27 protein-coding genes and 1 rRNA gene are annotated in these 25,895 nt (G+C 45.7%); 16 read left to right on the forward strand and 12 right to left on the reverse strand.

The window, feature by feature from the left end; translation table 11 throughout:
- From rrf to BS617_RS13915, 8 genes are all read left to right on the forward strand, one after another.
- A 5S ribosomal RNA gene (gene rrf, locus BS617_RS13880) occupies positions 1-103 on the forward strand; the annotation flags it as partial.
- Between the two features lie 282 nt (positions 104-385).
- Complete coding sequence (gene carA, locus BS617_RS13885) at positions 386-1,522, forward strand: glutamine-hydrolyzing carbamoyl-phosphate synthase small subunit (protein ID WP_139303210.1); 1,137 nt, start codon at positions 386-388, stop codon at positions 1,520-1,522.
- 51 nt (positions 1,523-1,573) lie between these two features.
- A complete protein-coding gene (gene carB / locus BS617_RS13890; RefSeq protein ID WP_075173601.1) occupies positions 1,574-4,780 on the forward strand; it encodes a carbamoyl-phosphate synthase large subunit in 3,207 nt (1,068 codons plus the stop codon).
- Positions 4,781-4,791: 11 nt separating this feature from the next.
- Positions 4,792-5,268, forward strand: coding sequence for a transcription elongation factor GreA (greA, locus tag BS617_RS13895; RefSeq protein ID WP_075173602.1), 477 nt, complete (start codon positions 4,792-4,794; stop codon positions 5,266-5,268).
- 270 nt (positions 5,269-5,538) lie between these two features.
- On the forward strand, positions 5,539-6,744 hold the full coding sequence (gene zigA / locus BS617_RS13900) for a zinc metallochaperone GTPase ZigA (protein WP_075173603.1): 1,206 nt from the start codon (positions 5,539-5,541) through the stop codon (positions 6,742-6,744).
- Positions 6,741-7,418 (forward strand): DUF1826 domain-containing protein, encoded by a 678-nt coding sequence (locus tag BS617_RS13905; protein WP_075173604.1) that lies wholly within the window; start codon positions 6,741-6,743, stop codon positions 7,416-7,418. The genes zigA and BS617_RS13905 overlap by 4 nt, the downstream gene beginning before the upstream one ends.
- Before the next feature lie 207 nt (positions 7,419-7,625).
- Positions 7,626-8,897: an O-acetylhomoserine aminocarboxypropyltransferase/cysteine synthase family protein gene (locus BS617_RS13910; RefSeq protein ID WP_075173605.1), complete on the forward strand. Its 1,272-nt coding sequence runs from the start codon at positions 7,626-7,628 to the stop codon at positions 8,895-8,897.
- A 94-nt stretch (positions 8,898-8,991) separates the two neighbouring features.
- Positions 8,992-9,237, forward strand: a complete 246-nt coding sequence (locus BS617_RS13915; protein ID WP_083610103.1) for a TIGR03643 family protein — start codon at positions 8,992-8,994, stop codon at positions 9,235-9,237.
- A 24-nt stretch (positions 9,238-9,261) separates the two neighbouring features.
- Here BS617_RS13915 and BS617_RS13920 read toward each other — a convergent pair whose 3' ends face one another.
- From BS617_RS13920 to BS617_RS13930, 3 genes are read right to left on the reverse strand one after another with little or no spacing between them, the layout of a single operon-like run.
- Entirely contained in the window at positions 9,262-9,849 is a 588-nt protein-coding gene (locus BS617_RS13920) for a Crp/Fnr family transcriptional regulator (RefSeq protein ID WP_075173606.1), read from the reverse strand.
- Positions 9,824-10,816: a DMT family transporter gene (locus BS617_RS13925; RefSeq protein ID WP_075173607.1), complete on the reverse strand. Its 993-nt coding sequence runs from the start codon at positions 10,814-10,816 to the stop codon at positions 9,824-9,826. The genes BS617_RS13920 and BS617_RS13925 overlap by 26 nt, the downstream gene beginning before the upstream one ends.
- The gene (locus tag BS617_RS13930) at positions 10,813-11,643 is read right to left on the reverse strand and encodes an arylamine N-acetyltransferase family protein (protein ID WP_075173608.1); all 831 of its coding nucleotides are present in this window, start codon (positions 11,641-11,643) and stop codon (positions 10,813-10,815) included. Before BS617_RS13930 ends, BS617_RS13925 begins: the two co-directional genes overlap by 4 nt.
- A 160-nt stretch (positions 11,644-11,803) precedes the next feature.
- Here BS617_RS13930 and BS617_RS13935 point away from each other — a divergent pair, with 160 nt between their 5' ends.
- Both BS617_RS13935 and BS617_RS13940 read left to right on the forward strand, forming a co-directional pair.
- Positions 11,804-12,439 carry a nucleoside/nucleotide kinase family protein gene (locus BS617_RS13935; protein WP_075173609.1) on the forward strand — a complete coding sequence of 212 codons (636 nt, stop codon included), beginning with the start codon at positions 11,804-11,806 and terminating at the stop codon, positions 12,437-12,439.
- Positions 12,440-12,479: 40 nt separating this feature from the next.
- Positions 12,480-13,454, forward strand: coding sequence for a D-2-hydroxyacid dehydrogenase family protein (locus BS617_RS13940; RefSeq protein ID WP_075173610.1), 975 nt, complete (start codon positions 12,480-12,482; stop codon positions 13,452-13,454).
- A 41-nt stretch (positions 13,455-13,495) separates the two neighbouring features.
- On the opposite strand, the gene lnt is transcribed toward BS617_RS13940, so the two are convergent.
- Genes lnt through miaB form a run of 5 tightly spaced genes read right to left on the reverse strand, consistent with a single transcriptional unit; the run spans position 13,496 to position 18,722 of the window.
- A complete protein-coding gene (lnt, locus tag BS617_RS13945; RefSeq protein WP_075173611.1) occupies positions 13,496-14,986 on the reverse strand; it encodes an apolipoprotein N-acyltransferase in 1,491 nt (496 codons plus the stop codon).
- Positions 14,987-15,044: 58 nt separating this feature from the next.
- Complete coding sequence (locus BS617_RS13950) at positions 15,045-15,878, reverse strand: CorC family transporter (protein WP_075173612.1); 834 nt, start codon at positions 15,876-15,878, stop codon at positions 15,045-15,047.
- Between the two features lie 9 nt (positions 15,879-15,887).
- On the reverse strand, positions 15,888-16,346 hold the full coding sequence (gene ybeY / locus BS617_RS13955) for an rRNA maturation RNase YbeY (protein ID WP_075173613.1): 459 nt from the start codon (positions 16,344-16,346) through the stop codon (positions 15,888-15,890).
- A complete protein-coding gene (locus BS617_RS13960; RefSeq protein WP_075173614.1) occupies positions 16,343-17,350 on the reverse strand; it encodes a PhoH family protein in 1,008 nt (335 codons plus the stop codon). Before BS617_RS13960 ends, ybeY begins: the two co-directional genes overlap by 4 nt.
- A gap of 22 nt (positions 17,351-17,372) precedes the next feature.
- Entirely contained in the window at positions 17,373-18,722 is a 1,350-nt protein-coding gene (gene miaB / locus BS617_RS13965) for a tRNA (N6-isopentenyl adenosine(37)-C2)-methylthiotransferase MiaB (protein ID WP_075173615.1), read from the reverse strand.
- Between the two features lie 207 nt (positions 18,723-18,929).
- On the opposite strand from miaB, the gene BS617_RS13970 reads away from it, so the two are divergent.
- Complete coding sequence (locus BS617_RS13970) at positions 18,930-19,259, forward strand: DUF1820 family protein (RefSeq protein ID WP_075173616.1); 330 nt, start codon at positions 18,930-18,932, stop codon at positions 19,257-19,259.
- A gap of 84 nt (positions 19,260-19,343) precedes the next feature.
- Here BS617_RS13970 and BS617_RS13975 read toward each other — a convergent pair whose 3' ends face one another.
- Together BS617_RS13975 and epmB are read right to left on the reverse strand one after the other, a co-directional pair.
- Complete coding sequence (locus BS617_RS13975; protein WP_075173617.1) at positions 19,344-19,859, reverse strand: hypothetical protein; 516 nt, start codon at positions 19,857-19,859, stop codon at positions 19,344-19,346.
- 162 nt (positions 19,860-20,021) lie between these two features.
- The gene (epmB, locus tag BS617_RS13980) at positions 20,022-21,026 is read right to left on the reverse strand and encodes an EF-P beta-lysylation protein EpmB (RefSeq protein ID WP_075173618.1); all 1,005 of its coding nucleotides are present in this window, start codon (positions 21,024-21,026) and stop codon (positions 20,022-20,024) included.
- A 141-nt stretch (positions 21,027-21,167) separates the two neighbouring features.
- Between epmB and efp the strand changes: the two genes are divergently transcribed.
- Positions 21,168-21,731: an elongation factor P gene (gene efp, locus BS617_RS13985; protein ID WP_075173619.1), complete on the forward strand. Its 564-nt coding sequence runs from the start codon at positions 21,168-21,170 to the stop codon at positions 21,729-21,731.
- Between the two features lie 99 nt (positions 21,732-21,830).
- Positions 21,831-22,799, forward strand: coding sequence for an EF-P lysine aminoacylase EpmA (gene epmA / locus BS617_RS13990; protein WP_075173620.1), 969 nt, complete (start codon positions 21,831-21,833; stop codon positions 22,797-22,799).
- Between the two features lie 186 nt (positions 22,800-22,985).
- Here epmA and BS617_RS13995 read toward each other — a convergent pair whose 3' ends face one another.
- Together BS617_RS13995 and BS617_RS14000 are read right to left on the reverse strand one after the other, a co-directional pair.
- Positions 22,986-23,246 carry a Txe/YoeB family addiction module toxin gene (locus BS617_RS13995; RefSeq protein WP_075173621.1) on the reverse strand — a complete coding sequence of 87 codons (261 nt, stop codon included), beginning with the start codon at positions 23,244-23,246 and terminating at the stop codon, positions 22,986-22,988.
- Positions 23,243-23,494 (reverse strand): type II toxin-antitoxin system Phd/YefM family antitoxin, encoded by a 252-nt coding sequence (locus tag BS617_RS14000; protein WP_075173622.1) that lies wholly within the window; start codon positions 23,492-23,494, stop codon positions 23,243-23,245. The genes BS617_RS13995 and BS617_RS14000 overlap by 4 nt, the downstream gene beginning before the upstream one ends.
- 344 nt (positions 23,495-23,838) lie before the next feature.
- Here BS617_RS14000 and BS617_RS14005 point away from each other — a divergent pair, with 344 nt between their 5' ends.
- The 3 genes from BS617_RS14005 to BS617_RS14015 all read left to right on the forward strand — a co-directional run bounded on the left by BS617_RS14005 (position 23,839) and on the right by BS617_RS14015 (position 25,636).
- Positions 23,839-24,552: a hypothetical protein gene (locus tag BS617_RS14005; RefSeq protein ID WP_139303211.1), complete on the forward strand. Its 714-nt coding sequence runs from the start codon at positions 23,839-23,841 to the stop codon at positions 24,550-24,552.
- Positions 24,553-24,689: 137 nt separating this feature from the next.
- A complete protein-coding gene (locus BS617_RS14010; protein ID WP_075173624.1) occupies positions 24,690-24,983 on the forward strand; it encodes a hypothetical protein in 294 nt (97 codons plus the stop codon).
- A gap of 116 nt (positions 24,984-25,099) precedes the next feature.
- A complete protein-coding gene (locus BS617_RS14015) occupies positions 25,100-25,636 on the forward strand; it encodes a hypothetical protein (protein ID WP_075173625.1) in 537 nt (178 codons plus the stop codon).
- Positions 25,637-25,895: the final 259 nt, after the last annotated feature.

The raw sequence follows: 25,895 nt of genomic DNA on the forward strand, positions 1-25,895 counted from the left end.
GCGAAGTGGAACCACCTGATCCCATCCCGAACTCAGTAGTGAAACGCTTTAGCGCCGATGGTAGTGTGGGGTCTCCCCATGTGAGAGTAGGTCATCGCCAAGCTTTTATACCGAACCCCTGATTGCGCTGCAGTCAGGGGTTTTTTCGTTATGGGTAAGGGCAGCGTTTGCTGCTAAGCCTGTATTTTCTGAACAAAGTTTATCTCATGAGGCGGCGATGTAAGCGTTTCATGGACAGCTACGGCTGCTTAGTCTAAAATACCGCCGGTTTAGCTGCTCAAATGCTAACCACATTTAATTCCGTAATAGGCGAGGGATGACCTCGCTTTTTTACAGGTGTCACATAGTTTTCTGTATAGTCGCAGCGCACGCGGGGGAGGTTCAATTGACGAGACCAGCCATTCTGGCTCTTGAAGATGGTAGTGTATTCAAGGGTATTGCTATTGGCGCAGACGGTCAGTCTAGCGGGGAAGTTGTCTTTAATACTTCCATGACCGGTTATCAGGAAATTCTCACGGATCCATCATACTGTCGCCAAATTGTTACGTTGACATACCCTCATATTGGTAATGTGGGAACCAATGATGAAGATACTGAGTCCTCTCAGACGTGGGTTTCCGGCCTAGTTATTCGTGATCTACCTTTAGTTGCTAGCAACTTTAGGAAAGAGAAGACCCTAGATCAATATCTAAAAGACAACAATATTGTTGGAATCGCAGATATTGATACACGTCGATTAACCCGCATTTTACGTGAAAAAGGTTCTTTGAATGGCTGTATCATGGCTGGCAACGTTGATGAAGAATCAGCGCTAGCGGCAGCTAAAGCATTCCCTGGTCTTAAGGGAATGGACTTAGCAAAAGAAGTATCCACTAAAGAATCTTATGAATGGCGTTCATCTACATGGCAGTTAGGTGTAGGTCATGTGGATAAGTCTGATCAAGACCTACCATTCCATGTTGTTGCTTATGATTACGGTGTAAAAAGCAATATCCTGCGTATGCTGGTAGAGCGTGGCTGTAAATTGACGGTCGTTCCGGCGCAAACACCTGCTAGTGATGTCCTCGCTATGTCTCCCGATGGCGTTTTCTTATCAAACGGCCCCGGTGATCCAGAACCTTGTGATTACGCTATCAAAGCGATTCGAGAAGTTTGTGCCGCTGATGTCCCTGTTTTTGGTATTTGTTTAGGGCATCAACTCCTCGCGTTAGCTTCAGGAGCAAAAACCGTTAAGATGAAGTTTGGTCATCATGGTGCCAACCACCCTGTCCAAGACGTGTCTACTAAAAAGGTGATGATCACCAGCCAAAACCACGGCTTTGCTGTTGATGAGTCCACAATGCCTGAAACATTGCGTACAACTCATAAGTCTCTTTTTGATAGCTCTTTGCAAGGTATTGAGCGTACGGACTGCTCTGCATTTAGTTTCCAGGGGCACCCAGAAGCGAGCCCAGGACCACGCGATGTGGCTCCTCTGTTTGATCGCTTTATTGCAGAAATGAGAAAACGTAAATACGCCTAAGTAGCAACTTTTGCGGCTTAGCCAAGTAATTTGATTTGACCGGTTTATACAATGCCAAAACGCACGGACATTAACAGTATTTTGATCCTTGGTGCAGGCCCAATTATTATTGGACAAGCCTGCGAGTTTGATTATTCAGGTGCACAAGCGTGTAAAGCGCTGCGTGAAGAAGGTTACCGAGTTATTTTGGTAAACTCTAATCCTGCAACCATCATGACAGATCCATCGATGGCGGACTCAACATACATTGAGCCGATTAACTGGAAGACAGTTGCCAAAATTATTGAAAAAGAGCGTCCAGATGTTTTACTACCTACAATGGGTGGTCAGACAGCGCTTAACTGTGCGTTAGATCTTGAACGCGAAGGTGTTTTAGAAAAGTTTGGTGTTGAGATGGTTGGTGCGAATGCGGATACCATCGATAAAGCAGAAGACCGAGATCGTTTTGATAAGGCGATGAAAAATATCGGTCTTGAGTGTCCTCGTTCTGCCATCGCGCATAGCATGGAAGAGGCGCTTCAAGTACAAGCGCAATTGGGCTTCCCATGCATCATTCGCCCTTCATTCACAATGGGTGGATCAGGTGGTGGTATTGCTTATAACGTTGAAGAATTCAAAGAAATTTGTGAGCGTGGACTTGATCTGTCGCCAACTAACGAGTTGTTAATAGATGAATCGTTAATTGGATGGAAAGAGTACGAAATGGAAGTCGTTCGAGACAAGAACGATAACTGTATCATTATCTGCGCGATTGAAAACTTTGACGCTATGGGCGTGCACACTGGGGACTCAATTACAGTTGCTCCGGCTCAAACGCTGACAGATAAAGAATACCAGATCATGCGAGATGCATCGCTTGCTGTTTTGCGTGAAATAGGCGTAGAAACTGGTGGTTCGAACGTTCAGTTTGGTGTGAACCCTGAAGATGGCCGTATGGTTGTAATTGAGATGAACCCTCGTGTTTCACGCTCATCAGCCTTGGCCTCTAAAGCGACAGGTTTCCCTATCGCTAAAGTAGCTGCTAAGTTAGCGATTGGTTACACATTAGATGAGTTGCAAAACGATATTACAGGTGGTGCTACACCCGCTTCGTTTGAGCCGTCTATCGATTACGTAGTAACCAAGATTCCTCGCTTTACTTTCGAGAAATTCCCGCAAGCTAATGACCGCCTCACAACGCAGATGAAGTCTGTAGGTGAAGTCATGGCTATTGGTCGTACGCAACAAGAGTCTTTGCAAAAAGCGCTACGTGGCTTAGAAGTTGGTGCGACTGGATTAGATCCGATTGTTGATCTAGAAAGTGAAGATGCACGCTCCGATATTATTCGTGAAATGAAGCAACCAGGCGCAGAGCGTATTTGGTATCTTGCTGACGGTTTCCGTATGGGAATGACGGTTGAAGAGTTATACGAATACTCTGGCATTGATCCGTGGTTCTTGGTGCAAATAGAAGATTTGATCAAAGACGAAGAACGCGTCAGTAAGATGGGATTACATGAGCTTGACGCTGATGCCGTTTATCGCCTAAAGCGTAAAGGCTTCTCTGATGCTCGCTTGTCTACTCTATTGGGTGTTAGTGAGAAACAGTTCCGCAAGCATCGTCATGCGTTGAACATTCGTCCTGTCTATAAGCGCGTCGATACCTGTGCAGCTGAATTCGCTACAGATACAGCTTATATGTACTCTAGCTATGAAGAAGAGTGTGAGGCTAACCCTTCTGACCGTGAAAAAATCATGGTTATTGGTGGCGGGCCAAACCGCATCGGTCAAGGAATCGAGTTTGACTACTGCTGTGTGCATGCTGCACTAGCCGCTCGTGAAGCCGGTTACGAAACCATTATGGTTAACTGTAACCCAGAGACCGTCTCTACTGATTACGATACGTCTGATCGTTTGTATTTTGAATCGATCACGTTAGAAGATGTGTTAGAAATTGTTCATCTAGAAAAACCTGTCGGTGTAATCGTTCAGTTTGGTGGTCAAACACCGCTCAAGCTTGCTGTTGCGCTTGAACAGGCTGGTGTGCCGATCATTGGTACATCTCCAGAAGCGATTGATCGTGCAGAGGACCGTGAACAGTTCCAGCAGATGCTCATGCGTTTGGGGCTTAAGCAGCCAGAGAACTCTACTGTTCGTTCTTTAGAGCAGGCTATCATCGAAGCCAAGAAAATTGGCTATCCTCTGGTTGTTCGCCCTTCTTATGTATTGGGTGGGCGTGCGATGGAAATCGTGTACAAGGAAGAAGAGCTTCGCCGCTACATGAACGAAGCCGTCCAGGTGTCGAATGAAGCGCCAGTCTTATTAGATCGCTTCTTGAATGCTGCTGTTGAAATTGATATTGATGCCGTATCTGACGGTGAAACGGTTGTTATTGGCGCGATCATGCAGCACATTGAACAGGCAGGTGTGCACTCAGGTGATTCGGCTTGCTCATTCCCGCCGTACAGTCTGTCAAAAGACGTGCAAGACCAGATGCGTGAGCAAGTCAAAAAAATGGCGATTGAGTTAGGCGTTGTTGGCTTAATGAACTGCCAGTTGGCTTACCAAGACGGCGAAATCTACGTTATCGAAGTAAACCCGCGTGCGTCACGTACGGTTCCTTTTGTATCTAAATGTATTGGTGTTTCGTTAGCGAAAGTTGCCGCTTTAGTTATGACAGGTAAAAAGCTAGCTGAGATAGGTTTTACAGAAGAGATAATTCCTTCGTATTTCCATGTAAAAGAAGCTGTTTTCCCGTTTAACAAGTTCCAAGGCGTTGACCCTATTCTTTCTCCAGAAATGAAATCTACTGGTGAAGTAATGGGTACGGGTGAAAGTTTCGGTGAAGCCTTTATGAAAGCGACAATAGGTGCGGGTGAAAAAATGCCTAAGCCTGGTAAGGCGTTCATCTCTGTTCGTAATGTCGATAAAGACGGTGCAGTGCCTATTGCTAAATCGCTGATTGAATTGGGCTTTTCGCTGGTTGCAACCGGTGGTACTGCTGCTTTCTTCAAAGAACATGGCATTGATGTCAGTATTGTGAACAAAGTCGCCGAAGGTCGTCCTAATATTATTGATATGATAAAGAACCACGAGGTTGTTTACGTAGTCAATACAACGGAAGGCCGTAAAGCGATAGCTGATTCATCTGAAATCCGTCGCAGTGCGTTACAGCATAAGGTTCCTTATACAACGACATTGGCAGGCGCTGAAGCGATTGTGAAGGCATTAGAGTACGGCGAAGAGAAAGAAGTTCGTCGGCTACAGGATCTGCATTAAAGGAGTAGTTCATGAGTCGTGTACCCATGACGGTGAGTGGCGAATTAGCGCTGCGAAAAGAACTTGATCAGTTAAAAACATCTGATCGCCCACGTATTATCCAAGCTATTGCGGATGCGCGTGAGCACGGTGACCTGAAAGAAAACGCTGAGTACCATGCTGCTCGTGAAGAGCAGGGCTTTGTCGAAGGCCGTATTCAGGAGCTAGAAAGCAAGTTATCAAACGCTCAAGTTATTGATGTGCTTGCTATTCCACATACGGGTAAAGTTATTTTCGGTACTACAGTTGTTATTGTTAACTGTGATACTGATGAAACGGTTAAATACCAGATTGTTGGAGATGATGAAGCAAATATTAAGATTGGCAAGCTGTCGGTAAACTCACCAATTGCGCGCGGTCTTATTGGTAAATCTGAAGGCGATATAGCGGGAATTCAAACACCTGGCGGGATCGTTGAATACGAAATCGAAGAAGTACTTCACGTTTAACCACTCGTGTTAGACAGCCTACCTTCTCAGTAAGGCACGCCTTTACTGAGAAGGTAAACATATTTTTACCCAATACTCATATTATCGATAATGTTTCTGCAGTTGCTGTGGTGGTGCTTAGCTGCAGGAATCGTTTTTTATTCGTATTTCATATTCGCATTGGCGTAATCGAAGTTGTGTTGATAACACTCTTCTTGTTTGAGTCTGGTTTAAAGTATTAATGTTATGTTATAACATATATTAGATATCTATTTTCTAAGGATGCAATGTATGTTTGAACAGCGACTACCGGTTACTGTGCTGTCGGGCTTTCTCGGCGCTGGTAAAACAACGGTTTTAAGCCACATTTTAAATAACCGCAGTGGAAAAAAAGTGGCTGTTATCGTAAATGATATGAGTGAAGTTAATATCGACGCTTCGATCGTTCAGAATGAGGTTTCTCTGAACCGCAGTGAAGAAAAATTAGTAGAAATGAGTAATGGGTGTATTTGCTGCACATTACGTGAAGATCTGCTCTTAGAGGTTACTAAGTTGGCTAGGGACGGCCGGTTTGACTATCTGGTTATTGAATCGACGGGGATATCAGAGCCTCTACCTGTGGCTGAAACCTTCACGTTTGCTGATGAGGATGGTAAGTCATTATCGGATGTGGCGGTGCTTGATACCATGGTCACTGTTGTTGATGCGGTTAACTTCTTAAAAGACTATGAAGCAGCTCAATACCTGCAAGACTCAGGCGAGTCATTGGGCGAAGAGGATGAGCGAAGCGTTGCTGACTTGCTAGTCGATCAAGTCGAGTTTGCTGATGTAATTCTGATTAGTAAAACCGATCTGATAGATGCCTCAGAGCTTGAGCGGCTAACTGCCATCCTTAAAACACTCAATACGAGCGCCCGGATTTTACCGATTGAGCAAGGGCAAGTGGATATTGACCAGATTCTTAATACGCGTCTTTTTGATTTTGAACGTGCACAACAAGCTCCGGGTTGGCTTAAGGAAATGCGCGGAGAACATGTCCCAGAAACGCAAGAGTATGGGATTAGTAGTTTTAGTTATCAGGCGCGCTTGCCGTTTCATCCAGAAAAGTTTTATCAGTTGCTCCATAACACGGAGCGTTTCGGTAAGTTAATCCGTTCAAAGGGGTATTTTTGGTTAGCAACTCGCCCTGAGTTTGCTGGACAGTGGAGTCAAGCGGGTGGTATCGCCCGATATGGTTTTGCAGGCATGTTCTGGAAAGCCATTCCAAAAGATCGTTGGCCTGAAGATCATGAGTTTATTGAGTCTATAGAGAATAAATGGGTTGAGCCGTTTGGCGATATGAGACAAGAGTTAGTGTTTATAGGTCAGCAGCTGGATAAAGAGGCAATGACAAGCGCGTTGAATGACTGCCTTTTATCAGAAGAGGAGGTGTTAAAAGGAAAGCGCTACTGGATGGCTCTGAATGATCCGTTTCCTGCGTGGGGAGAGCAAGCATGAATGCCGCTGTTCCAACTCATTTAAATGTGCCTAAACCTCCCGACGCTCGCCGGTCAGTTATAGGCGAGCATCCGGCTTCGTTTATAGATTTCTATCAAGAAGATACCAATATTGTTATATGGCAGCGTAAGCTTAATGATGCACTGCAAGAAAGCGTAGCTCGTTTTTTGACAACAAATACTTATTTTAAATCTGTCATGACCGTGACGCCTGATTGCACCTATGAAGCTGTCATAGAGGCGCTTGGGCGTTTTGACGGGGCGGATATCATCAGTGAAGATGTTGCGCTCTTAGTGGATATGTTTTTTTGCCTATTTGAGTTAAAGCGTGCGGGGCTCCGCTTTAGTGTGCTTAACCAGGCCATGTGTCCTCGGTTTCATGTTGATAAAGTCCCGTGCCGTCTTATTACGACTTATCAGGGAGTTGCGACTGAATGGCTCGCCGACAAAGATGTTGATCGCTCAAAACTAGGGGCGGGTAATTTGGGTAAAGTGGATGCCAAATCTGGCCTTTATCGAAGTAGTCGAGATATTCAGCAGCTTAATCAGGGAGATGTGGCTTTATTGAAAGGGGAGTTGTGGGTCGGTAATGAGAATGCCGGGTTAGTCCATCGCTCCCCTGCTGTAGCTGACAAACAGCCTCGCTTAATGCTTACATTGGACTTCATATCATAGTATTTATTGTTGTCATATTTTAGCGAGTGGCTAAATGTAGGTTTATTGATTACCTGTTATCTTGGTAGTCGTGTAAACCTGTTGTTCTGAATGATGTCGCTTGGATAATCGTGATAAGCTGAGCCGCATTACTGCAAGATACTCGCTACTCTCTTTCAAAAAAGAGAGTATTCAATGATAAAAATATAAAATTTGAAGAGTCATATCATGAAGCTAGAATCAATCGCTCTCCATCATGCTTATAAATCGGAAGACACAACCAAAGCGGCTGCGGTTCCTATTTATCAGACCACTTCGTATACCTTTGATAACACCCAACACGGTGCTGATCTGTTTGATCTTAAGGTGGCGGGTAATATCTATACACGCATTATGAATCCAACCTCTTCGGTGCTAGAGCAACGTGTTGCCGAAATGGAGGGAGGGATAGGCGCGTTGGCTGTTGCCTCTGGCATGTCTGCTATTACTTACGCTATTCAGTGTATCTGTGAGGCGGGTGATAATATTGTGAGTACAAGCCAATTGTACGGCGGTACTTATAATCTATTTGCACACACCTTTCCTAAACAGGGCATTACCGTTCGGATGGTGTCTGCTGAGGACTTTGACGGCTTTGAGAAAGCGATCGATAAGAACACCAAAGCGATATTTTGTGAATCGATAGGTAACCCTGCTGGTAATGTGGTGGATATTGCTAAGTTGTCTGAGATAGCTCATCGACATGGCATTCCTGTTATTGTCGATAATACGGTAGCGACACCGTACCTGTGCCGTCCGTTTGAGCTAGGGGCCGACATCGTGGTGCACTCACTCACTAAGTATATTGGTGGGCATGGTACTTCTATCGGTGGTGCGATCGTTGATTCTGGAAAGTTTGATTGGGCCGCTAATAAAGAGCGTTTCCCAATGCTGAATGAGCCGGATCCGTCTTACCATGATGTGGTGTACGTCGAAGCCCTTGGTCCTGCCGCTTATATCGGTCGTTGTCGTGTAGTGCCGCTTAGAAATACGGGCGCCGCTATTTCACCGATGAATGCTTTCCTTATTTTGCAAGGTTTAGAAACACTTGGCTTGCGGATGGAGCGCCATTGCGAAAACGCCGAGAAGTTGGCGCAATTCCTTCAAAACCATGAGAAAGTAGAGTGGGTAAATTATGCCGCTTTACCCGACAGCCCCTATCAAGCTAATTGTCAAAAAATCACGGGCGGTAAAGCGTCAGGGATTTTAAGTTTTGGTATTACTGGCGGGATAGAAGCCGGAACACGCTTTATTGACGCGTTAGAGATGATCTTACGTTTGGTTAATATTGGAGATGCTAAATCGTTGGCTTGTCATCCTGCGTCAACCACTCATCGACAGTTGAACGACGAAGAGTTAGCGGCAGCAGGGGTGAGCCCTGATCTAGTAAGAATATCGGTTGGTATCGAGCACATTGACGATATCATCGCGGATGTCAGCCAAGCACTGGATAAGGCCTAAGGGTACGATATTAGTTAGTTGAGAGATCATCTAAACCCCAGCTCGAAACGTAAGTTCACTAGATCAATAGTGAATGTTTTGAGCAGGGGTTAGCGTGGATAACGTAGATGAATCGCGGATTATAGAAATGGCTTGGGAAGATCGAACGCCTTTCGAAGCTATCGATACCTTATATGGGCTTTGCGAGTCTGAAGTAATTAAGATGATGCGTCGTCAGCTCAAGCCCAGTAGTTTTAAGTTGTGGCGTAGCCGAGTCGCTGGACGCAAAACAAAACACCTGGCGTTACGCTCTGCCAAGGTAAGCCGAGCGTATTGTTCCCGACAGTACAAACCAAAATAATGTAAAGCCAAACGATTACTCTTTTCAACTCAATGAAAGTTTAGCGCGAATCCGGCTCAGAGCAACGGGTGTTATTCCTATATAGGATGCAATCTGTTGCAGCGGGATGCGCTCTTTTAGTTCGGGATAATCAGCACAAAAGTTAAGGTAACGCTGCTCTGCCGTTTCTTTCACAAAAGCGCTTTCTCGCTCTTCTTTGGTAATAAAAATATTTTCCAAAAAGTGGATGTAAAAAGATAAAAAGCTTTTATCGTGCTGCAGCTGTTCGAAGAATGTTGGCCATGGATAGGAGATTACAACACTGTCTTCTAGGGCTTGAATACCAAACAGCACCGGTGCTTGAGTGACCATAGATCGTGTAGAACCGATGATGCGAGGGCTTTTAGCAAAGGTCTGAGTGAACTCTTTGCCGGTATCTGAAACGCTCACATACCTCATCAAGCCCTTGTGTAAAAAGTAAAGTTTATTGGCATGATCGCCTTGTTGAAAAAGATAATCTCCCTTGCGGATAACATGGATATCGAGGGTTAGCGAAAAACGTTCCCACTTTATTTGGTAACCCATGTCCGAAAAGTAGGCCCTAAAGCTATCTTGTAGTTGAGTGCGATCCATGGGGGATTTCCTTGGTGTTAATCAGGCGCCGTTTTCGGCTTGCCAATGTAAAATATGTTCCGTCAATCAATAACAAAGCAATAACAATACATAGAAGGCCGCTGATAAAGTGCGTGCTCAGAAGCGATGAGAATGATGACTGGCTCACGCTAGTGTAGCAAGCAACCCAGACAGGTATGGTATAAGACATAGCCAGTAATCGAGTGGCGCCTGCTAAAACTACTAAGCGTTGCTGTAGCACAAACGTGAGTAGTGTCGTAAAGATGGTTAGATAAAGTATGTTGCTCCAAAAACCGCTTAGGTGCCATGAAACCTCGTCTATGTTCCCCCATATTAGCGTAATTGGCAGCAGCCATAATGTGCCAAATAGCATAATCATAAACGCGCCAGATAATGCAGGCAGTGTTCGGCCCCATTTTTGCACTGAAACCACGTGCAGCGCGAGTAAGAAACAAGCGCCGATGTAAATCGAATCTCCTGAGTGCCACACAAAGCTGTTTGAGCCTGCTGTTTGCGTGCTGTGATTAGAGAGCAGCACAATCACGGCTCCTAGCGAGCCTACTATAAACCCAAAAATTCGGACTCCAGAGGCAAGCTCTCCAAGCCAAACGCGCGCGATGACTACGCCCATCAGTGGAACCAGTGTATATAACACTGAAGTGTTTAACGGTGTGGTAGATTCTAACGCCAGGAAAAGTCCAATAAAAAAACCAACCAACGTACCGCTGATGAACACATAGTGGAGTAGGCGCGACCGTTTACTGAATAGGCGTTTGAACTCGGTTGGCGAGTGAAGCCCAGTGCGACGCCAGCTGATAATAAGACAGGGGACGATGCACAATAGAGCTAACAAAAAGCGAAAGCACGACGTCGCCAAAGGACTCGCATAGGCTGACATATTCCCTGAGATGATAAAAGAAGACGCCATCAGCCACGCCCACAGTAATAAATACATCAGCTGATTCATAGCGAATGCTCACTTAAACGGGGTGCGATAACACGGTCAAACAGATGCGCACTGATTTCGGGAGCTAGACTGATAGAAAATACACTGGCGAATAGGTTTGCCAAGTGTGCAGCGGTTGTAACGGCTTGAGTGTGCTCCCCACTGGCATTTTTAATCGTAAAATTCTGATTTTTAAGTAGTGTAGTCTGTTCAGCGGTTTTAATGCTGACTACTAGATTGTTTACAAAAGCGGCTTGCGGATGTTTGTGCGAATAAAAGTGCCCTAACGTACAGTCAGCATCGGAGTACTCGGCTAAATCGAAGCGGTACAATGTAAAATAGCCATCGGCTTGCCGAATTTGTAAATCGTATTCTTGAGGGGCTTTTTGAATCAATCGATAGGTATCAATGCCAGCCTTTTGCTCTATATCTGTTTTAAGTAAGAGAGGCGCAATAGGGCCGTTAGAGCCAAAGCCTGTATCGATGAGATAGCTATGATTATCCAGCGTTAAGAGACTCACTCGGTGTGTGCGTGGGGCATTGATATCTTGGTTGTTGAGCACCCTAGCTAGCATCAGCTTTACATCGCCGCCCAACGCTTTCAATAACTCAAATGTGAGTTTGTTATGCTCAAAGCAATAGCCTCCGTAACCGCGAGTCACCAGCTTTTGGCTAATATCATCTATATCAAGAGAAATATCTTCCCGCAGTAATGCCGCTAAACTATTGAAGGTATAGCGTTCCACATGTCGTTGCTGTAATCGTGTTGTAAACGCAAGCGTTAGCCTATCTGGGATCTCCAGTCCAAGGTCGGTAAGGTATGACAGTAAACTCAGTGGAAGAGACATGATGGCGTCCTAGTCTGTGTGATTGATGGCGCCATAGTAATGTCGACGCGGCGACAAGGAATTAACCTAGGTTTACTCAGGTGAAATATCTTTGTTTTTGGCTGGAGAGCGTATGCTTTGCATGCTTATATATCATGAGCAGCACAATAGAGCATAAAAAATGGATACATATACTGAATTAGCCAACATTCTTCGTCATCGTATGGCGAGCTTGGCGCATAACCAGCAACTGTGGATTGGTTTAGCCGGAGCGCCCGGCAGCGGGAAAAGTACGATCGCACAGGAGTTAAAAGCACAAATCGGTGAGCAACTGTTGGTGATTCCCCAAGACGGCTATCACTATTATCGCCATGAACTCGATACTATGGATAATCCCACTTATATGCATGTAAGGCGGGGAGCGTCTTTTACGTTCAATGCCGACAAGCTAGTGGCTGACTTAGTAACGGCACGCCAGAAAGGGGAAGGTTGTTTCCCGAGTTTTGACCACGGCGTTGGTGATCCTGTCGAGAATGATATACACCTCTCTCGCCAGCACCGTGTCATCATTGTTGAAGGCAGTTTTTTATTGTTGGATGAGTCACCGTGGTGCAATCTTAAAACGCACGTGTTTGATGAAAGCTGGTTTATCAATATTTCGCTGGATGAGTCAAACCGTCGTGTTACAGGCCGTCATGTGAGTCTTGGCTTGACCCCAGAACAGGCTAGCCAGCGAGTCGCTGCTAATGATGTAATCAACGCTGAATTAATAACAAAAGTTTCTCCCGCCAATGCTGATCGTTTGATTTGTATTTAATGTCGATTAAGCGGACGCACATAACAGGAGCAGAATCTTTATGAAAATAGCTGTGCTAGATGATTACCAAAATGCGGTAGTCAACCTCGATTGTTTTTCTGTGTTGCAAGGTCACGAAGTGATGGTGCTAAATGAAACTTATACGGATATTGATGCGTTGGCGCAGAAGTTAGCCGGTGTCGAAGCCTTGGTTTTGATCCGCGAGCGAACTGTCATTAGTGAAGCGCTTTTATCCAAGCTTCCCGCCCTAAAATTGATTAGCCAAACAGGCAAAGTCAGCAACCATATCGATGTAGCCTTATGCAAACGATATGGCGTAGCCGTTGCCGAAGGCGTTGGCTCACCAGTGGCGCCTGCTGAGTTATGCTGGGGGCTAATAATGGCTGCATCACGACATATCCCGGCTTATTGTGATCAGTTGTCACAGGGGTATTGGCAGCAATCGGGTGGGGAAGGTTCTTCTCTTGGCTTAGGGCGAACCTTGAGCGGCTTAACTTTGGGTATTTGGGGATACGGTAAAATAGGTCAGCGTATAGCTCGTTTTGCACAGGCATTTGATATGAATGTATTGGTGTGGGGGCGAGAGCCGTCGCGTATAAAGGCCGAAGCTGATGGCTGGCAAGTGGCTAACAGTAAGGCAGCGTTTTTTGCCGATGCTGATGTGTTGAGTCTACACTTACGCCTTAATGAGGCTACCAAAGGGTGTGTGACCGCGGCTGATTTAGCACGAATGAAAGCAGACTCTTTGTTCGTTAATACCAGCCGTGCAGAATTGGTTGAGCCAGGCGCATTATTGCAGGAGTTAATCCGCAAGCCGACTAAGCGAGCAGCCATTGATGTATATGATATAGAGCCCGCAACGCTACAGAATGAACCTCTGTTATCTCTGCCTAATGCACTATGTTCGCCACACCTTGGCTATGTCGAGAAAAACAGTTACGAGCTTTACTTCAATATTGCTTTTGAAAATGTGGTGGCCTTTGCTAATGCACAACCGCAGAACATAGCACACTAACGAAGGCATTAGTGCCAAATTTCCACGTAAACAGGGCGCCCTTACTGTGCCCTGTTTTTGCGCCAGCCATAAGCAATCATCAGCAAAACAAAGCTGATGACAAGTACAGGAGCTACGCCCCAGCGTTGATAAGGGGTAATACCTGTTCGTTTTTGGATAGATCCATGTAATACGGCTTCTTGATACGGAGGGATTTGCATACTGATTTTCCCTTTATCATCAATAATGGCCGTTAAACCATTATTAGTGCTACGCACCAGCCAGCGGCCGTTTTCCAGTGCTCGCATCTGGGCTATTTGTAAATGCTGTGCAGGCGCGATGGTGTGGCTAAACCAGGTGTCATTCGAGACTGTTACGAGCCAATCGCTTTTCATTGCCATGACGCGCACCAGTTCGGGGTAGGCAATCTCGTAACAGATAGCAGCGGCGATAGCCATGGAATCGGTGTTTAGTGGGTCTTGTTCGGGAGCAGGTAAGCTAAAGCTCGACATCGGCAAATCAAAGAACCCGCCAATTTTTCGCATGACATCTTGAAACGGCACATATTCACCAAAGGGCACTAAGCGCTGTTTATGGTAGAGATCGCCATCGCCGGTTAACACGGCCAAACTATTATACATGCGGTACCCATCCGGGCTTTCGGCATCCAGTACAAGTGACGGAATACCGCTGATTAGCGTGCGCCCGTCTTTTTCCATCTCGGATATCAGCATGTATACATAAGGTGATGCTTCACTAAACAGGGCTGGTATAGCCGTTTCAGGCCAAACAACTACCGGCGCTCGTGTTTGCTCATGAGTGAGATTAACGTAGCGCATTAAAAAATCCGGAAGGTAGCTCGGATCCCATTTCTGATTTTGCGGTATGTTTGCCTGCACCACATCGACATCAAAAGGCTTGCCGACGGGAGAGGTCCAATCTCGTTCTAGCAATGGTGTCAGGCACAGTACCGAAATTGTTATTGCACATAAAATGCGCTGTGCGATCTCGCGAGTGGTTAATAATGCACAAAAGCAGGTGCTGAGCGTGACGGATATTAGGCTCACTAGCCAAACTCCACCGATAGGTGCTGTAGCGTCAAAGGGAGTGTCTAATAGGGCATAACCTAGATACAGCCATGGGAAGCCCGTGAACACCCAGCTGCGTAGCCATTCGAATAGTATCCAAGTACCTATAAACCCGGCGACGGTAAAGCCCGGGCGGGAAAACCAGCGCGCATACAAGTAAGTTTGTAATGCAAAAAATAGCGCCAGCCCAGCCGCAAATGCGGCGGTCATGAGCACGGCAAACACCATTGGGGTGCCGCCAAAGGTATGAATGCTGACATACACCCAAGAAACACCCGTACCAAACAAGCCCAAGCCAAATAGCCAGCCAAGCCATGTAGATTGTTTAATGGTTTGGTCTTTGAGTAATAAAAAAAGGAGAGCTGGTGTGACGAGAATGAGCGGCCACCAGTGAAAAGGAGCAAAGGCCAGCGGTGTTAACCCGCCAGCAAACAATGCCAATAAGGCGCGCCCGTAAAAAGGCATGACGATATCCTACAGTTTAGGTTGCTAAATAAAGTAAATCCCAACAGTTAGTGTCTGGTTATTTACGTTTAACCTGTAATAAACGAATCCGGCGCGTGTCCGATGATAAAACTTTGAACACAAATCCATCAATCGTGACTTCTTCGTCTTTGCGCGGTAAGTGCCCAAAGCGTCGAGTGACTATGCCGCCAATGGTATCGAACTCGTCATCGGGAATGGAAGCATCAAAATACTCGTTAAAGTCTTCAATTTCGGTTAGAGCTTTTACGATGTAAGCGTTTTCATCAAAGGGGCGAATATTACCTTCGCTGTCGTTGACGTCGTGCTCATCTTCTATCTCACCGACGATTTGTTCAAGAACATCTTCAATGGTAACCAGGCCAGCAATACTACCGTATTCATCAATGACGATAGCCATGTGATTACGGGTAGCACGAAACTCCTTGAGCAATGTATTTAAGCGTTTGCTTTCAGGGATAAACGTTGCTTTGCGAAGCTTGCTATAAATATCGAATTCTTCTTGGTTGTCTTCGATAATAAGCGGGAGCAGATCTTTTGCCAGTAACACCCCTATAACTTCGTCAGGAGATTCGCCAATCACGGGGAAGCGCGAGTGGGCGCTAGAAATGATCAGTGGAAGAAACTCTTTGGGCGTTTGCTCTGCATTAACTACAGCCATCTGTGAGCGCGGGATCATGATATCCCGAACTTGCATTTCGGACACCTGCATGGCGCCTTCTATGATGTTTAACGCTTCGTAATCAAGGACGTTTTCCTCGGTTGCTTCGCGCAGCAATTCCAACACGTCTTGACGTGTTTTAGGTTCATCAGAAAAAGCTTGGGTAAGGCGCCCGAACCAACTTCGGGGTTGTGCCGATCGATCTTCACTCATAGCGGATCCTCATTCTCCTTGAAGATAAGGGTCAGGAATATTTAAGGTAGCGAGTAGCTCTGTTTCTAACGCTTCCATTTCTTGTGCTTCGGAGTCATTTATATGGTCGAATCCGATAAGATGCAAGCAGCCATGGATAACCATGTGCGCCCAATGGTGCAATAGTGGCTTTTTTTGCTCTTGAGCTTCTTGGCGAACAATATCAGCACAAATGGCCAAATCGCCAATAATATCGTTAGGAACACCCGGTGGTGCTTCAAACGGGAAAGACAAAACGTTAGTCGGAGCGTCTTTGCCGCGGTAGCTATTGTTAAGTGTTTGGCTCTCATCGGGCTCAACAATGCGTATGCAAATTTCACCACGACCGCGTCGGCCTTTCAGTGCCAAGGTTACCCATTGGCTAAACTCAGCATCATTAGGGATGTCGCTGGCGTCGGCTTCGCGTTGAATATCAACGTAGAGGCTCATAGATGGTTCTCGTTATTGTGCTTTTTATCAAATCGGTCGTAGGCTTCAACAATATGCTGAACCAACGGATGACGCACTACGTCTTTAGATGAGAAATGCGTAAAACCAATACCTTTAACGCCGTCGAGTACCTCAATAGCGTGCTTGAGGCCAGAATAGGTGCCCTTAGGTAAATCGACTTGAGTCACATCGCCAGTGATAACGGCGGTTGAGCCAAAGCCGATACGCGTGAGGAACATTTTCATCTGTTCACGCGTGGTGTTTTGGCTTTCATCAAGGATAACAAACGAGTTATTAAGAGTACGGCCGCGCATGTAGGCTAATGGCGCAATCTCAATAATGTTTCGTTCGATTAACTTGGCAACCTTTTCGACACCCAGCATTTCATACAAAGCATCGTAAAGCGGACGTAAATAAGGATCGACCTTCTGTGATAAATCACCAGGTAAAAAACCCAGCTTTTCGCCCGCTTCCACGGCAGGCCGCACAAGCAGTATACGATCAATCTCTTCTCGCTCTAATGCCTCAACGGCGCAGGCTACAGCAAGGTAAGTTTTACCTGTACCGGCAGGGCCAATACCAAAATTAATATCATGTGCCCACACCGAGCGGATATAACCTTGTTGATTGGGCCCGCGCGGTTTGATCTGTACTTTGCGGGTGCGTATTACAACATCGACTTCCACACCGCTCGTGTTATCAGTTTGCGCTGCCACGCGTTGCTCGATACCAGATTGCTGTAAATGCAAATGCACAGACTCGGGTGTTAGCGCATGGCCATTTAACGCGTCGGAATACAGTTGCTTTAACAGTGTGGCAACGGGTTCGACTAACTCGGTTGGACCGGTTACTTGAAATTCGTTGCTGCGGTTGTGAATGCTGACCTTAAGTCGAGATTCAATCAACTTAAGGTGCGCGTTGAGCTGACCGCACAGGCTAGCCAGTGCGTCAGCGTCATAAGGCGTTAATAGAAATTTAACGTCCTGATTGGATGTGTTGGTCATATAGGGCTTGTCTAGCTCCGGTTTACTGAATCGTATCAAGTTCGGAGCTAATGAGCTCTCCGATCAAGGAATTGGCATAGGCTTCGACAATCTTCACGTCGGCAAAGTGGCCGATAAGATCAGGATTGCTGCAGCGGAAGTTAACCACACGGTTGTTTTCAGTACGACCTGAAAGCATGCCTGGGTCCTTCTTCGAGTATCCATTCACCAAAATGCGTTGGGTAGAATCGACCATACGACGGCTGATTTGCATGGCTTGCTGGATAATACGGCTTTGCAGAATTTCTAGGCGCTGTTTTTTGGTTTCTTCTGTGACCGTGTCCGGTAAGTCAGAAGCCGGTGTCCCCGGACGGCGGCTGTAAATGAAGCTGAAAGAGGTATCGAAGTTGATCTCTTGGATCAGGTTCATCGTCGCTTCAAAGTCGGCGTCTGTCTCACCCGGGAAGCCAATGATAAAGTCAGAGGACATGCTCAGATCAGGGCGCACTTTTAACAGACGACGGATTTTAGATTTGTACTCTAATACCGTATGGCCGCGCTTCATGGCCATCAAAATACGGTCTGAACCCGATTGCACCGGTAAGTGTAAATGACTCACTAGCTCAGGGACATCCGCATAGGCTTCGATTAAGCTATCCGTAAATTCAACGGGGTGCGATGTCGTAAAGCGGATACGGTCAATACCCTCAATTGCCGCAACGTTACGGATAAGCTCGGCTAGATCAGCATAATCGCCGTCATCTAGTTCGCCACGGTAGGCGTTAACGTTTTGGCCCAAAAGGTTAACTTCACGCACGCCTTGCTCTGCAAGTTCGATGCACTCGGCGATTACATCGTTCATGGGGCGGCTAACTTCTTCACCACGAGTATAAGGTACAACACAGAACGTGCAGTACTTGCTGCAGCCTTCCATAACCGAAACAAATGCTTCCGCGCCTTCTACCTTTGGAGCCGGTAGGGCGTCAAATTTCTCGATTTCAGGGAAGGTTACGTCAACAATGCCGCTTTTGCCTTCATGTGTGAGGTCGATCATCTCTGGCAAACGGTGCAAGGTTTGCGGACCAAAGATCATATCCACATACGGTGCACGTCCTAAAATTTTATCGCCTTCTTGGCTGGCGACACACCCACCAACACCAATTAATAAATCGGGACGTTTCGCTTTAAGCTTTTTCCAGCGGCCTAGCTGGTGGAAAACTTTCTCCTGTGCTTTTTCCCTTATTGAACAGGTGTTTAGCAGCAGAACATCGGCATCATCCGGGTTGTCGGTTAATTCCAATGCATGGCTTTCACCTAGTAAGTCCGCCATACGGGAGGAATCATACTCGTTCATTTGACAGCCATGAGTTTTAATAAATAGCTTCTTCGCCATTTCGCACCTAGGTTGGATTGTGTGAATCGATTAAAAAAAGACCAGATATTATACGTGAAATAGGCCTCTATGAGTAGCGCTTAATACGCTTGTAATATCAGCATTTGACCCCATAAAGTGTGCGGTGTTCACTTATTACGAGCCACTCATTCCACAGCGCCCTTGTTATTACGTGCTGTTGGCGAATTTTAACTGTGTGGGGTCATTATGGCGGTTGCTAAACAAGATCATATCTATCGTGTCGTGTTCTTAAATCAAGACAAGGTATACGAAATCTTTGTTAAAAATGTGTATCAGAGTGATATGTGGGGGTTTATTGAAATAGAAGACTTTATTTTTGGAAGCCGTTCAGACGTGCTTGTTGATCCGAGTGAGGATAAGCTCAAGCAGCAATTTGAGGGGGTTAACCGTAGCTATATCCCTATGCAAGCGATTGTACGCATCGATGAAGTCAAAAAAGAAGGCGTGGCCAAAATAACTGACATAAAAGGTAATGTAAGTGCGTTTCCTATTATGCCGCCACCTTCCAAACCATAGCGCTGCCCCACTTACCCGGCAAACAACCAGTAAAAAATGGGCGTAAGGTGCGACCTTAGGCCCATTTTTTGGTAATACCGGCCGTTACTGCGTGCTAGCCGAAGCTGTATCAAACCCGCAGGTGCTGTTTAGCTTGGCAAGTGTTTGGCCTGATGCTACTTCAACGCTGCCATCAGAAAACACGATCTCTACCGAATCGATATCAACACATTGCACATTGTGCTTTGCCCATGTGTTTTTCCATGCGTTACCTAAGCTGCGCTGGCCAGGCATGATTGGGCCAGCAACGCGCAGGTAAGCGCTGTGATCACGGCTTTTACGCGCACGAATAATATTGCCCGCCGAATCATAAGCCGTAGTACGGAAGAGAATAAACTGGTAAATCCCGTCGGAAGAGTTAACAAAGTCAATGTTAGTGCCTACAGGACCACGGCCGCCTTTAGCAACGGGTAGGGCATTTTCTAGAGTAATTAACGGAGTAATGACAATCGGTGGAGGAACAGGCTCGGGTGGAGGAGTGATAACAACTTTCTCCTGGCTACATGCCGAAAGTAAACCAATAGCGATGACTAAACCTGTCCAATTAAAAAGTGCGCGCATAACATGCCCTGTTGTTTGATTGTTAGAAACCCACCCGTAGACCTAAGGTGCTGAGTCTGGTTCCTTTTTCTGTAAATTCACTGAGCTGATCATACAGCTAGTGTCGTGTTTTTGTTGCACCAAGATAGCGCTATTGCCGAAAAAGTACGGCAACCATTTTAACTAAAAAGCAATCCATGTTTTAGACGGTTTTCCAGGCACCTCTCTGGCTAAACGTGGAACCAAATAGCCGGGGAGTGTCGCTTGTAATTGCCGAACCAAACTGGCCGCCGCCTCATCATCAATATCGAAGTGCGCAGCGCCCTCTACCTTATCTAACAAGAATAGATAGTAAGGCAGTATAGCGTAGTCAAATAAGCGTAAGCTTAATTGATGAAGAATCGCTGCGTTATCGTTAATATTTTTCAGCAAGACGGCTTGGTTGAGCACGGTAACACGAGCATCACGTAATTTTAAAGTAGCTTGGCCTACGGCATCATCAATTTCGTTAGGATGGTTGATGTGTAAAACACAAACCGTTTTAAAACGCGACTGTGCCAGCCGTTGTGCTAACTGATCGGTCACACGTTGCGGGATCACCACAGGTAAGCGTGTATGTATCCGTAAACGCTCCAGATGAGGGATAGCTTCTAGATCGCTGATCATCCGGTCTAAGCGATTATCGCTGGTAGCCAGCGGGTCACCGCCCGAGAAGATAACCTCGCTAATAGAAGGATCATTGCGTAAATAAGTAAGTACTTGCTGCCACTGATCACCGCTAAGTTGTTGATCTTCGTAAGGGAAATGCCGTCTAAAACAATAACGGCAGTTAATGGCACACGCGCCGCTCACAATAAAGAGAACGCGGCCTTGGTATTTGTGGATAAGCCCCGGAGCAGGGTTGCTGACCATCTCGGCTAACGGGTCGTGCGAATACCCAGGAAAGGATTCCATCTCCGCTTTTTGGGGTAGTACTTGCAGCAGTAAAGGATCGTTTGGGTCGCCTTTTTTTATACGCGCTAGATACGTAAGCGGTACTTTAAGTGCAAAGCTACGGGCGGCCTCTTCGCTGATATCCACATCGTTGGCCGTTAATTCAACGGCCTCTAGTAGGGTGTCTAAACGGGTGACCGCCTGCTTTAAATGTGTTTGCCAATCAAATTCGGCGAGGTTGTGGAGTGAAATCATGGAAGTCCGATGCAAATCAATTTTGCTCGCATTCTCCTTTTAAGTAGAATAACAGTCAATTTGCATTAACTTGTTTATACTGCACACTACTCACACTAAACATTTTTGCGTAAACATAGCTAAAACAACACTGAGACGAATATGGCAACTTACTCACCAAACCAGCTCAAGAATGGCCTTAAAGTTATGCTAGATGGCGATCCATGCGCTATTCAAGATCTGGACTTCGTAAAGCCTGGTAAAGGGCAAGCGTTCACCCGCGCTAAATTGCGTAACCTATTAACAGGGCGCGTGTGGGAGCGTACATTCAAAGCGAACGAATCCTTAGAAGGCGCGGATATCATGGACCGCGATATGGATTACTCGTACTTCGACGGTGACATGTATTACTTCATGGACCCAGTATCGTTTGAGCAGCACGCCGCAGACACCGCCGCTGTGGGCGATGCTATTAAATGGCTAAAAGAGAACGACACCTGCCAAGTTACCCTGTGGAACGACAACCCGATTGCCGTAACACCGCCTAACTTTGTTGAGTTAGAAGTAACCGAAACAGACCCAGGCCTAAAAGGTGATACGGCGCAAGGCGGAACTAAGCCTGCAACGTTAAGCACTGGCGCTGTGGTACGTGTACCATTGTTTATCGAAATAGGCCAAGTGCTTAAAATCGATACACGCTCTGGTGAATACGTTAGCCGCGCATAAGCCGCTAACCGTAAAAGATACGGCAGCTACGGCTGCCGTTTTTTGTGGCAAAAACAACATCCTCTCCCAAGGCTTTACAAGTTAACTGACGAGCAAGTTATGAATTCACACTGGCAACCAACGGCTCCTATCGCACATCTACAAAAACGCGCCGACATTCTCGCGCAAATCCGCCGTTACTTTGCTAATCAGCAGGTCTGGGAAGTGGATGCCGCCGTGATGTCGCAGGCCGCTGTGAGTGATCCTTTTATTGATTCGTTAGAAGTTGCTTACCGTCCTTTTCCCGAAGCAGAGGCAACGCAGTGTTATTTACAAACGTCACCAGAATATGCCATGAAACGGCTGCTCGCCGCGGGCAGTGGTGATATCTATCAAATGGGTAAAGTCTTTCGTAACGGCGAAGTAGGGCGCATCCATAACCCCGAATTCACCATGCTGGAATGGTATCGCTTAGGCATGGACGACACACAGTTGATGGATGATGTGGAAGCCTTAGTCACCTCTATACTGGGCATCCCGCCTATTCGTCGATGCACTTACACACGCATCTTTGCTGAAAAAACCGGCCTAGATATCCATAACGACGACAACCAAACCCTAGCAGACTACGCCCGCGCGCATATCGATGTGGATATCGCCACCGACGATCGTGATGGCTGGCTCAACCTCATTATGTCGCACTTTATCGAACCAACCTTAATCGATGAACCCATCTTCGTAACCGAGTACCCCGCCTCACAATCGGCACTCGCCCGCGTACGCCCAGACGCCAACGGCATCCCCGTTGCGGCCCGCTTTGAGCTGTTCATTGGCGGCATGGAACTCGCCAACGGCTACCACGAACTGACCGACCCAGCTGAACAGCAACGCCGTTTAGCAGCAGACCAAGCGACACGTGTTAGCTTAAACCTCCCGCAACGCCCGTTAGAAACACGGCTGGTAGACGCATTAACACAAGGCTTACCGGATTGTGCAGGAGTTGCATTAGGCGTGGATCGGTTAGTCATGCTGGCGCAGGGCACGGATAGGATTGATCAAGTCATCCCGTTTCCGTTTGAAAGGGCGTAACTTACAAACCTCGATCACCCTGTGGATAACCTTCTTTAAAACATGACAGTTTATACAGTGAATTTTGTATCTGGACATAACGATAAAAGCATCCATAATCAAGATACTAAAGTTATCAACAGGGAAGATAACGCGCATGACAGAGAATGATAATGCGCATGAGTATAAATAAAACTGTTATGTAGATCAGTATTCGTAGTGGTAGCGCAACTGAGCGATTAAAAGGCCGCCATCGGAAACTTTATATACGAATCGGTGCTCATCATTTATACGACGAGACCAATAACCAGAAAGGCCATGCTTTAGCGGCTCGGGCTTACCTATGCCTTCAAAGGGGTCACGAGAGGAATCTTTGATTAAGGTATTGATCCGTTTCACCATAGCCTTGTCTGTTTTCTGCCAATATAAGTACTCTTCCCATGCCCTAGAGGAGAATGTTAGTTTCATTCCATTAAGTCTCTCTCGGTACCTTTTCCGGCTTCGAGCTCAGCAATGGATTCAAGCAGATGTCTAGCATTTGCTGGGGAGCGGAGAAGGTAGGCGGTCTCTTGCATAGCCTGGTAGTCTTCGAGGGAGACCATTACCACCGGTGTTTCGCTCTTTCTGGTAATAATCACAGGAGAGTGGTCGTTACAGACCCTTTCCATGGTTTTGGCAAGGTTCGCTCGTGCTGCAGTGTAGCTTATGGCGTCCATAATGGTTTTCCTGTACGTAAAATTGTACATAACTATACGATCACATAAAAAGGCTGTCAACCTGATGCAGTTTGCCATGCTCCGGTTACAACGGAGTTAGGCTGGAGAGCACATGAAAATTGAAGTCGAGACACCGTAGGATGAGGAACTGGACAAAACGAGAAAAGCATCCATAATCAAGGTACTACAGTTATCAACAGGGAAGATAACGCGCACAATCAAGAATGATAATGCGCATGCTTGTTTACAGGGAGCCGTATTCTTTGAATATCCTCAATAAACTAATGAATATCAAAAGGTTAATAGTTTTATTCCGGAGCTTGGGCTTTGGGGTGTAAACGCGCATGCGCATGAATAAAACTGTTATATCTTTTAGGTGGGTTATGGGGAAAATTAGAACAAAAGAATTGTTCGATATCGTTAGAAGCGTTAGTAACGATGAGGTTAATAAGCGAGCAGTCTTATCATCAAATAAAAACAAAGTTCAACGTTATATTTGGCTCTTCGGCTTCGGAATTCCGCTACTTATATCGCTTATAACGTTCTTTGTAGCTTATAAGTATCAGCTAGAAAGCACATGGTTTTGGTTCGGCTTGTTCAGCTTATCTATATGTTATATATCAATAATTCTCAGTATGCTCTGGGACGTATTTACACACCGAGATATTCTGAAAAGACTATGGACAGAACCTTTTACTTTGATTGTGTCTAACGCCGAAAGTAATGCATCTACTGATATGGCACATTATCGAAAGTTACTTAGTTACTCGTTAGAAGAGTTGCGCTATTTGCTGTTGCAGTTAATATCTGAAAAAGAAGCCTTTTCTAGACGTATTTCCCTTATAAATGGAAGCATAGAAAAAGTAGGTTTGCTACCGGGAATATTAGCTTTAGTCGTGATGTTTACAAAGTTACCAAGCGAGCAGAGCCCTTGGGTTGTTGGGATCGCGTTGGCAATACCTTTTCTTCACATCTTTGGAGTTGGGATGATGTTCCTTATATCTAGGCTAGAAAGAAGCATTAAGTTAGTTGAGTTGGCGATTACTAAAAAAATATAACAAACAATTTAAGAGTGATTCAGCACGCTTGGCATTTTTGGTTTGGGTTAAGCTCAGTGTTTACGGTGGTCAAATTGAGTGTCGTGGTCGCGTGCTTCACACCTTAATTGGGCGTTATGTTCCATGGAGGATTTGAAATGCTTGCTGAAATTACTTCAGTATTAGGTATCGCGAAAGCGGCAATAGATATTGGGAAGGAGGCAAAAGGCTTACTTCCTGACGGTGAAGATAAATCAAATATTGAAGCCAAGTTAATTCAAACGGAAAAAGAATTAGCTATTGCTGAAGCTGCAACAGCTAAAGAGCTAGGTTATGAACTCTGTAAATGCACTTTCCCTCCACAAATCATGCTGTTCATAAAAGAATTGAACATTAGCCAGTGTCCAAAATGTCACCACACCACTAGTAAAAAGCATGTGTCATATGGCTAAACATAACAAGGGTGTGCACATCCGCCAGCAAAGCTGGCTTGTACAACCGCTGCGCGGTTGCCTGTGCCGCAAGCGTTAGGCCTGCCAATTTTTTAAGCAAATAAGGAATAAAAAGTATGTTGCCAAAAATTTTTGTAACTTTGATCTTAGCAGTAGTTATGACAGGTTGCTCAACCTACTCAGCTAATCGTTATTCAATATCAGTCGATAATGTAACGGCTTTAAAAGAGATCAATGAAACAAAACTGGATGTAGGTGAGTTTACCGCGTCGAAACCAGGCCAAACAGAAATCATGTGTCGTGGAGTTGGTCCAATTAAAACTCCTGACGGACAGACCTTTGAGAACTTTATTAAAAAAGCTTTAGTAGATGAGCTGAAAATCGCAGAGGCTTATTCCAATGCAGCAAAAATTATACTTACAGGAAATTTAGACGCTATCGATTTCTCATCGAGCTCAGGAACATGGAACCTCGCGCTTACTGTTAATTCATCAAACGGAAATTCCCTTACCGTATCAGAAAATTATTCATATACAACAAGTTTCTATGGCGAAACAGCCTGTAACCAAACAGCTCAGGCGCTAATGCCAGCCGTTCAAAACCTCATTGGTAAAGTTGTGCAGAACAATGAATTTAGAAAGCTAATTCAATAAATGGCTTAATGAATTTTCTCAAAAATAAACAGGGTTAGAGTAAAACTTAATACCTAGAAGACTTAGGCTAGCTTTTAGATTAAATACGTTTCATATTACTCTAATCCCATTACACAGTATGTCACGGGCTTTCAGAATCCTAAGGGTCACCATATCGCCCTGTGGACAACCCTCGTTAAAACATAGCCGTTTATACAGTGTATTTAGTGTTTCTGCGAAAGCGTGCGCGTTTACACACATAAGAGTGCTCATTTTGTAA

Source organism: Neptunomonas phycophila (assembly GCF_001922575.1).
GTDB classification, from domain to species: Bacteria; Pseudomonadota; Gammaproteobacteria; order Pseudomonadales; family Balneatricaceae; genus Neptunomonas; species Neptunomonas phycophila.

Excerpts from the sequence above, each read along its gene's own strand:
- BS617_RS14005 (WP_139303211.1), top strand. The coding sequence starts at position 23,839 with ATGCGCATGAATAAAACTGTTATATCTTTTAGGTGGGTTATGGGGAAA.
- BS617_RS13920 (WP_075173606.1), bottom strand. The coding sequence starts at position 9,849 with ATGGATCGCACTCAACTACAAGATAGCTTTAGGGCCTACTTTTCGGAC.
- carB (WP_075173601.1), top strand. The coding sequence starts at position 1,574 with ATGCCAAAACGCACGGACATTAACAGTATTTTGATCCTTGGTGCAGGC.
- BS617_RS13995 (WP_075173621.1), bottom strand. The coding sequence starts at position 23,246 with ATGAAACTAACATTCTCCTCTAGGGCATGGGAAGAGTACTTATATTGG.
- BS617_RS13905 (WP_075173604.1), top strand. The coding sequence starts at position 6,741 with ATGAATGCCGCTGTTCCAACTCATTTAAATGTGCCTAAACCTCCCGAC.
- greA (WP_075173602.1), top strand. The coding sequence starts at position 4,792 with ATGAGTCGTGTACCCATGACGGTGAGTGGCGAATTAGCGCTGCGAAAA.
- BS617_RS13970 (WP_075173616.1), top strand. The coding sequence starts at position 18,930 with ATGGCGGTTGCTAAACAAGATCATATCTATCGTGTCGTGTTCTTAAAT.
- epmA (WP_075173620.1), top strand. The coding sequence starts at position 21,831 with ATGAATTCACACTGGCAACCAACGGCTCCTATCGCACATCTACAAAAA.
- BS617_RS13950 (WP_075173612.1), bottom strand. The coding sequence starts at position 15,878 with ATGAGTGAAGATCGATCGGCACAACCCCGAAGTTGGTTCGGGCGCCTT.
- BS617_RS13910 (WP_075173605.1), top strand. The coding sequence starts at position 7,626 with ATGAAGCTAGAATCAATCGCTCTCCATCATGCTTATAAATCGGAAGAC.
- BS617_RS13935 (WP_075173609.1), top strand. The coding sequence starts at position 11,804 with ATGGATACATATACTGAATTAGCCAACATTCTTCGTCATCGTATGGCG.
- miaB (WP_075173615.1), bottom strand. The coding sequence starts at position 18,722 with ATGGCGAAGAAGCTATTTATTAAAACTCATGGCTGTCAAATGAACGAG.
- lnt (WP_075173611.1), bottom strand. The coding sequence starts at position 14,986 with ATGCCTTTTTACGGGCGCGCCTTATTGGCATTGTTTGCTGGCGGGTTA.
- BS617_RS14000 (WP_075173622.1), bottom strand. The coding sequence starts at position 23,494 with ATGGACGCCATAAGCTACACTGCAGCACGAGCGAACCTTGCCAAAACC.
- BS617_RS13925 (WP_075173607.1), bottom strand. The coding sequence starts at position 10,816 with ATGAATCAGCTGATGTATTTATTACTGTGGGCGTGGCTGATGGCGTCT.
- zigA (WP_075173603.1), top strand. The coding sequence starts at position 5,539 with ATGTTTGAACAGCGACTACCGGTTACTGTGCTGTCGGGCTTTCTCGGC.
- efp (WP_075173619.1), top strand. The coding sequence starts at position 21,168 with ATGGCAACTTACTCACCAAACCAGCTCAAGAATGGCCTTAAAGTTATG.
- BS617_RS13960 (WP_075173614.1), bottom strand. The coding sequence starts at position 17,350 with ATGACCAACACATCCAATCAGGACGTTAAATTTCTATTAACGCCTTAT.
- BS617_RS14015 (WP_075173625.1), top strand. The coding sequence starts at position 25,100 with ATGTTGCCAAAAATTTTTGTAACTTTGATCTTAGCAGTAGTTATGACA.
- BS617_RS13930 (WP_075173608.1), bottom strand. The coding sequence starts at position 11,643 with ATGTCTCTTCCACTGAGTTTACTGTCATACCTTACCGACCTTGGACTG.
- BS617_RS13940 (WP_075173610.1), top strand. The coding sequence starts at position 12,480 with ATGAAAATAGCTGTGCTAGATGATTACCAAAATGCGGTAGTCAACCTC.
- BS617_RS13975 (WP_075173617.1), bottom strand. The coding sequence starts at position 19,859 with ATGCGCGCACTTTTTAATTGGACAGGTTTAGTCATCGCTATTGGTTTA.
- ybeY (WP_075173613.1), bottom strand. The coding sequence starts at position 16,346 with ATGAGCCTCTACGTTGATATTCAACGCGAAGCCGACGCCAGCGACATC.
- BS617_RS14010 (WP_075173624.1), top strand. The coding sequence starts at position 24,690 with ATGCTTGCTGAAATTACTTCAGTATTAGGTATCGCGAAAGCGGCAATA.
- epmB (WP_075173618.1), bottom strand. The coding sequence starts at position 21,026 with ATGATTTCACTCCACAACCTCGCCGAATTTGATTGGCAAACACATTTA.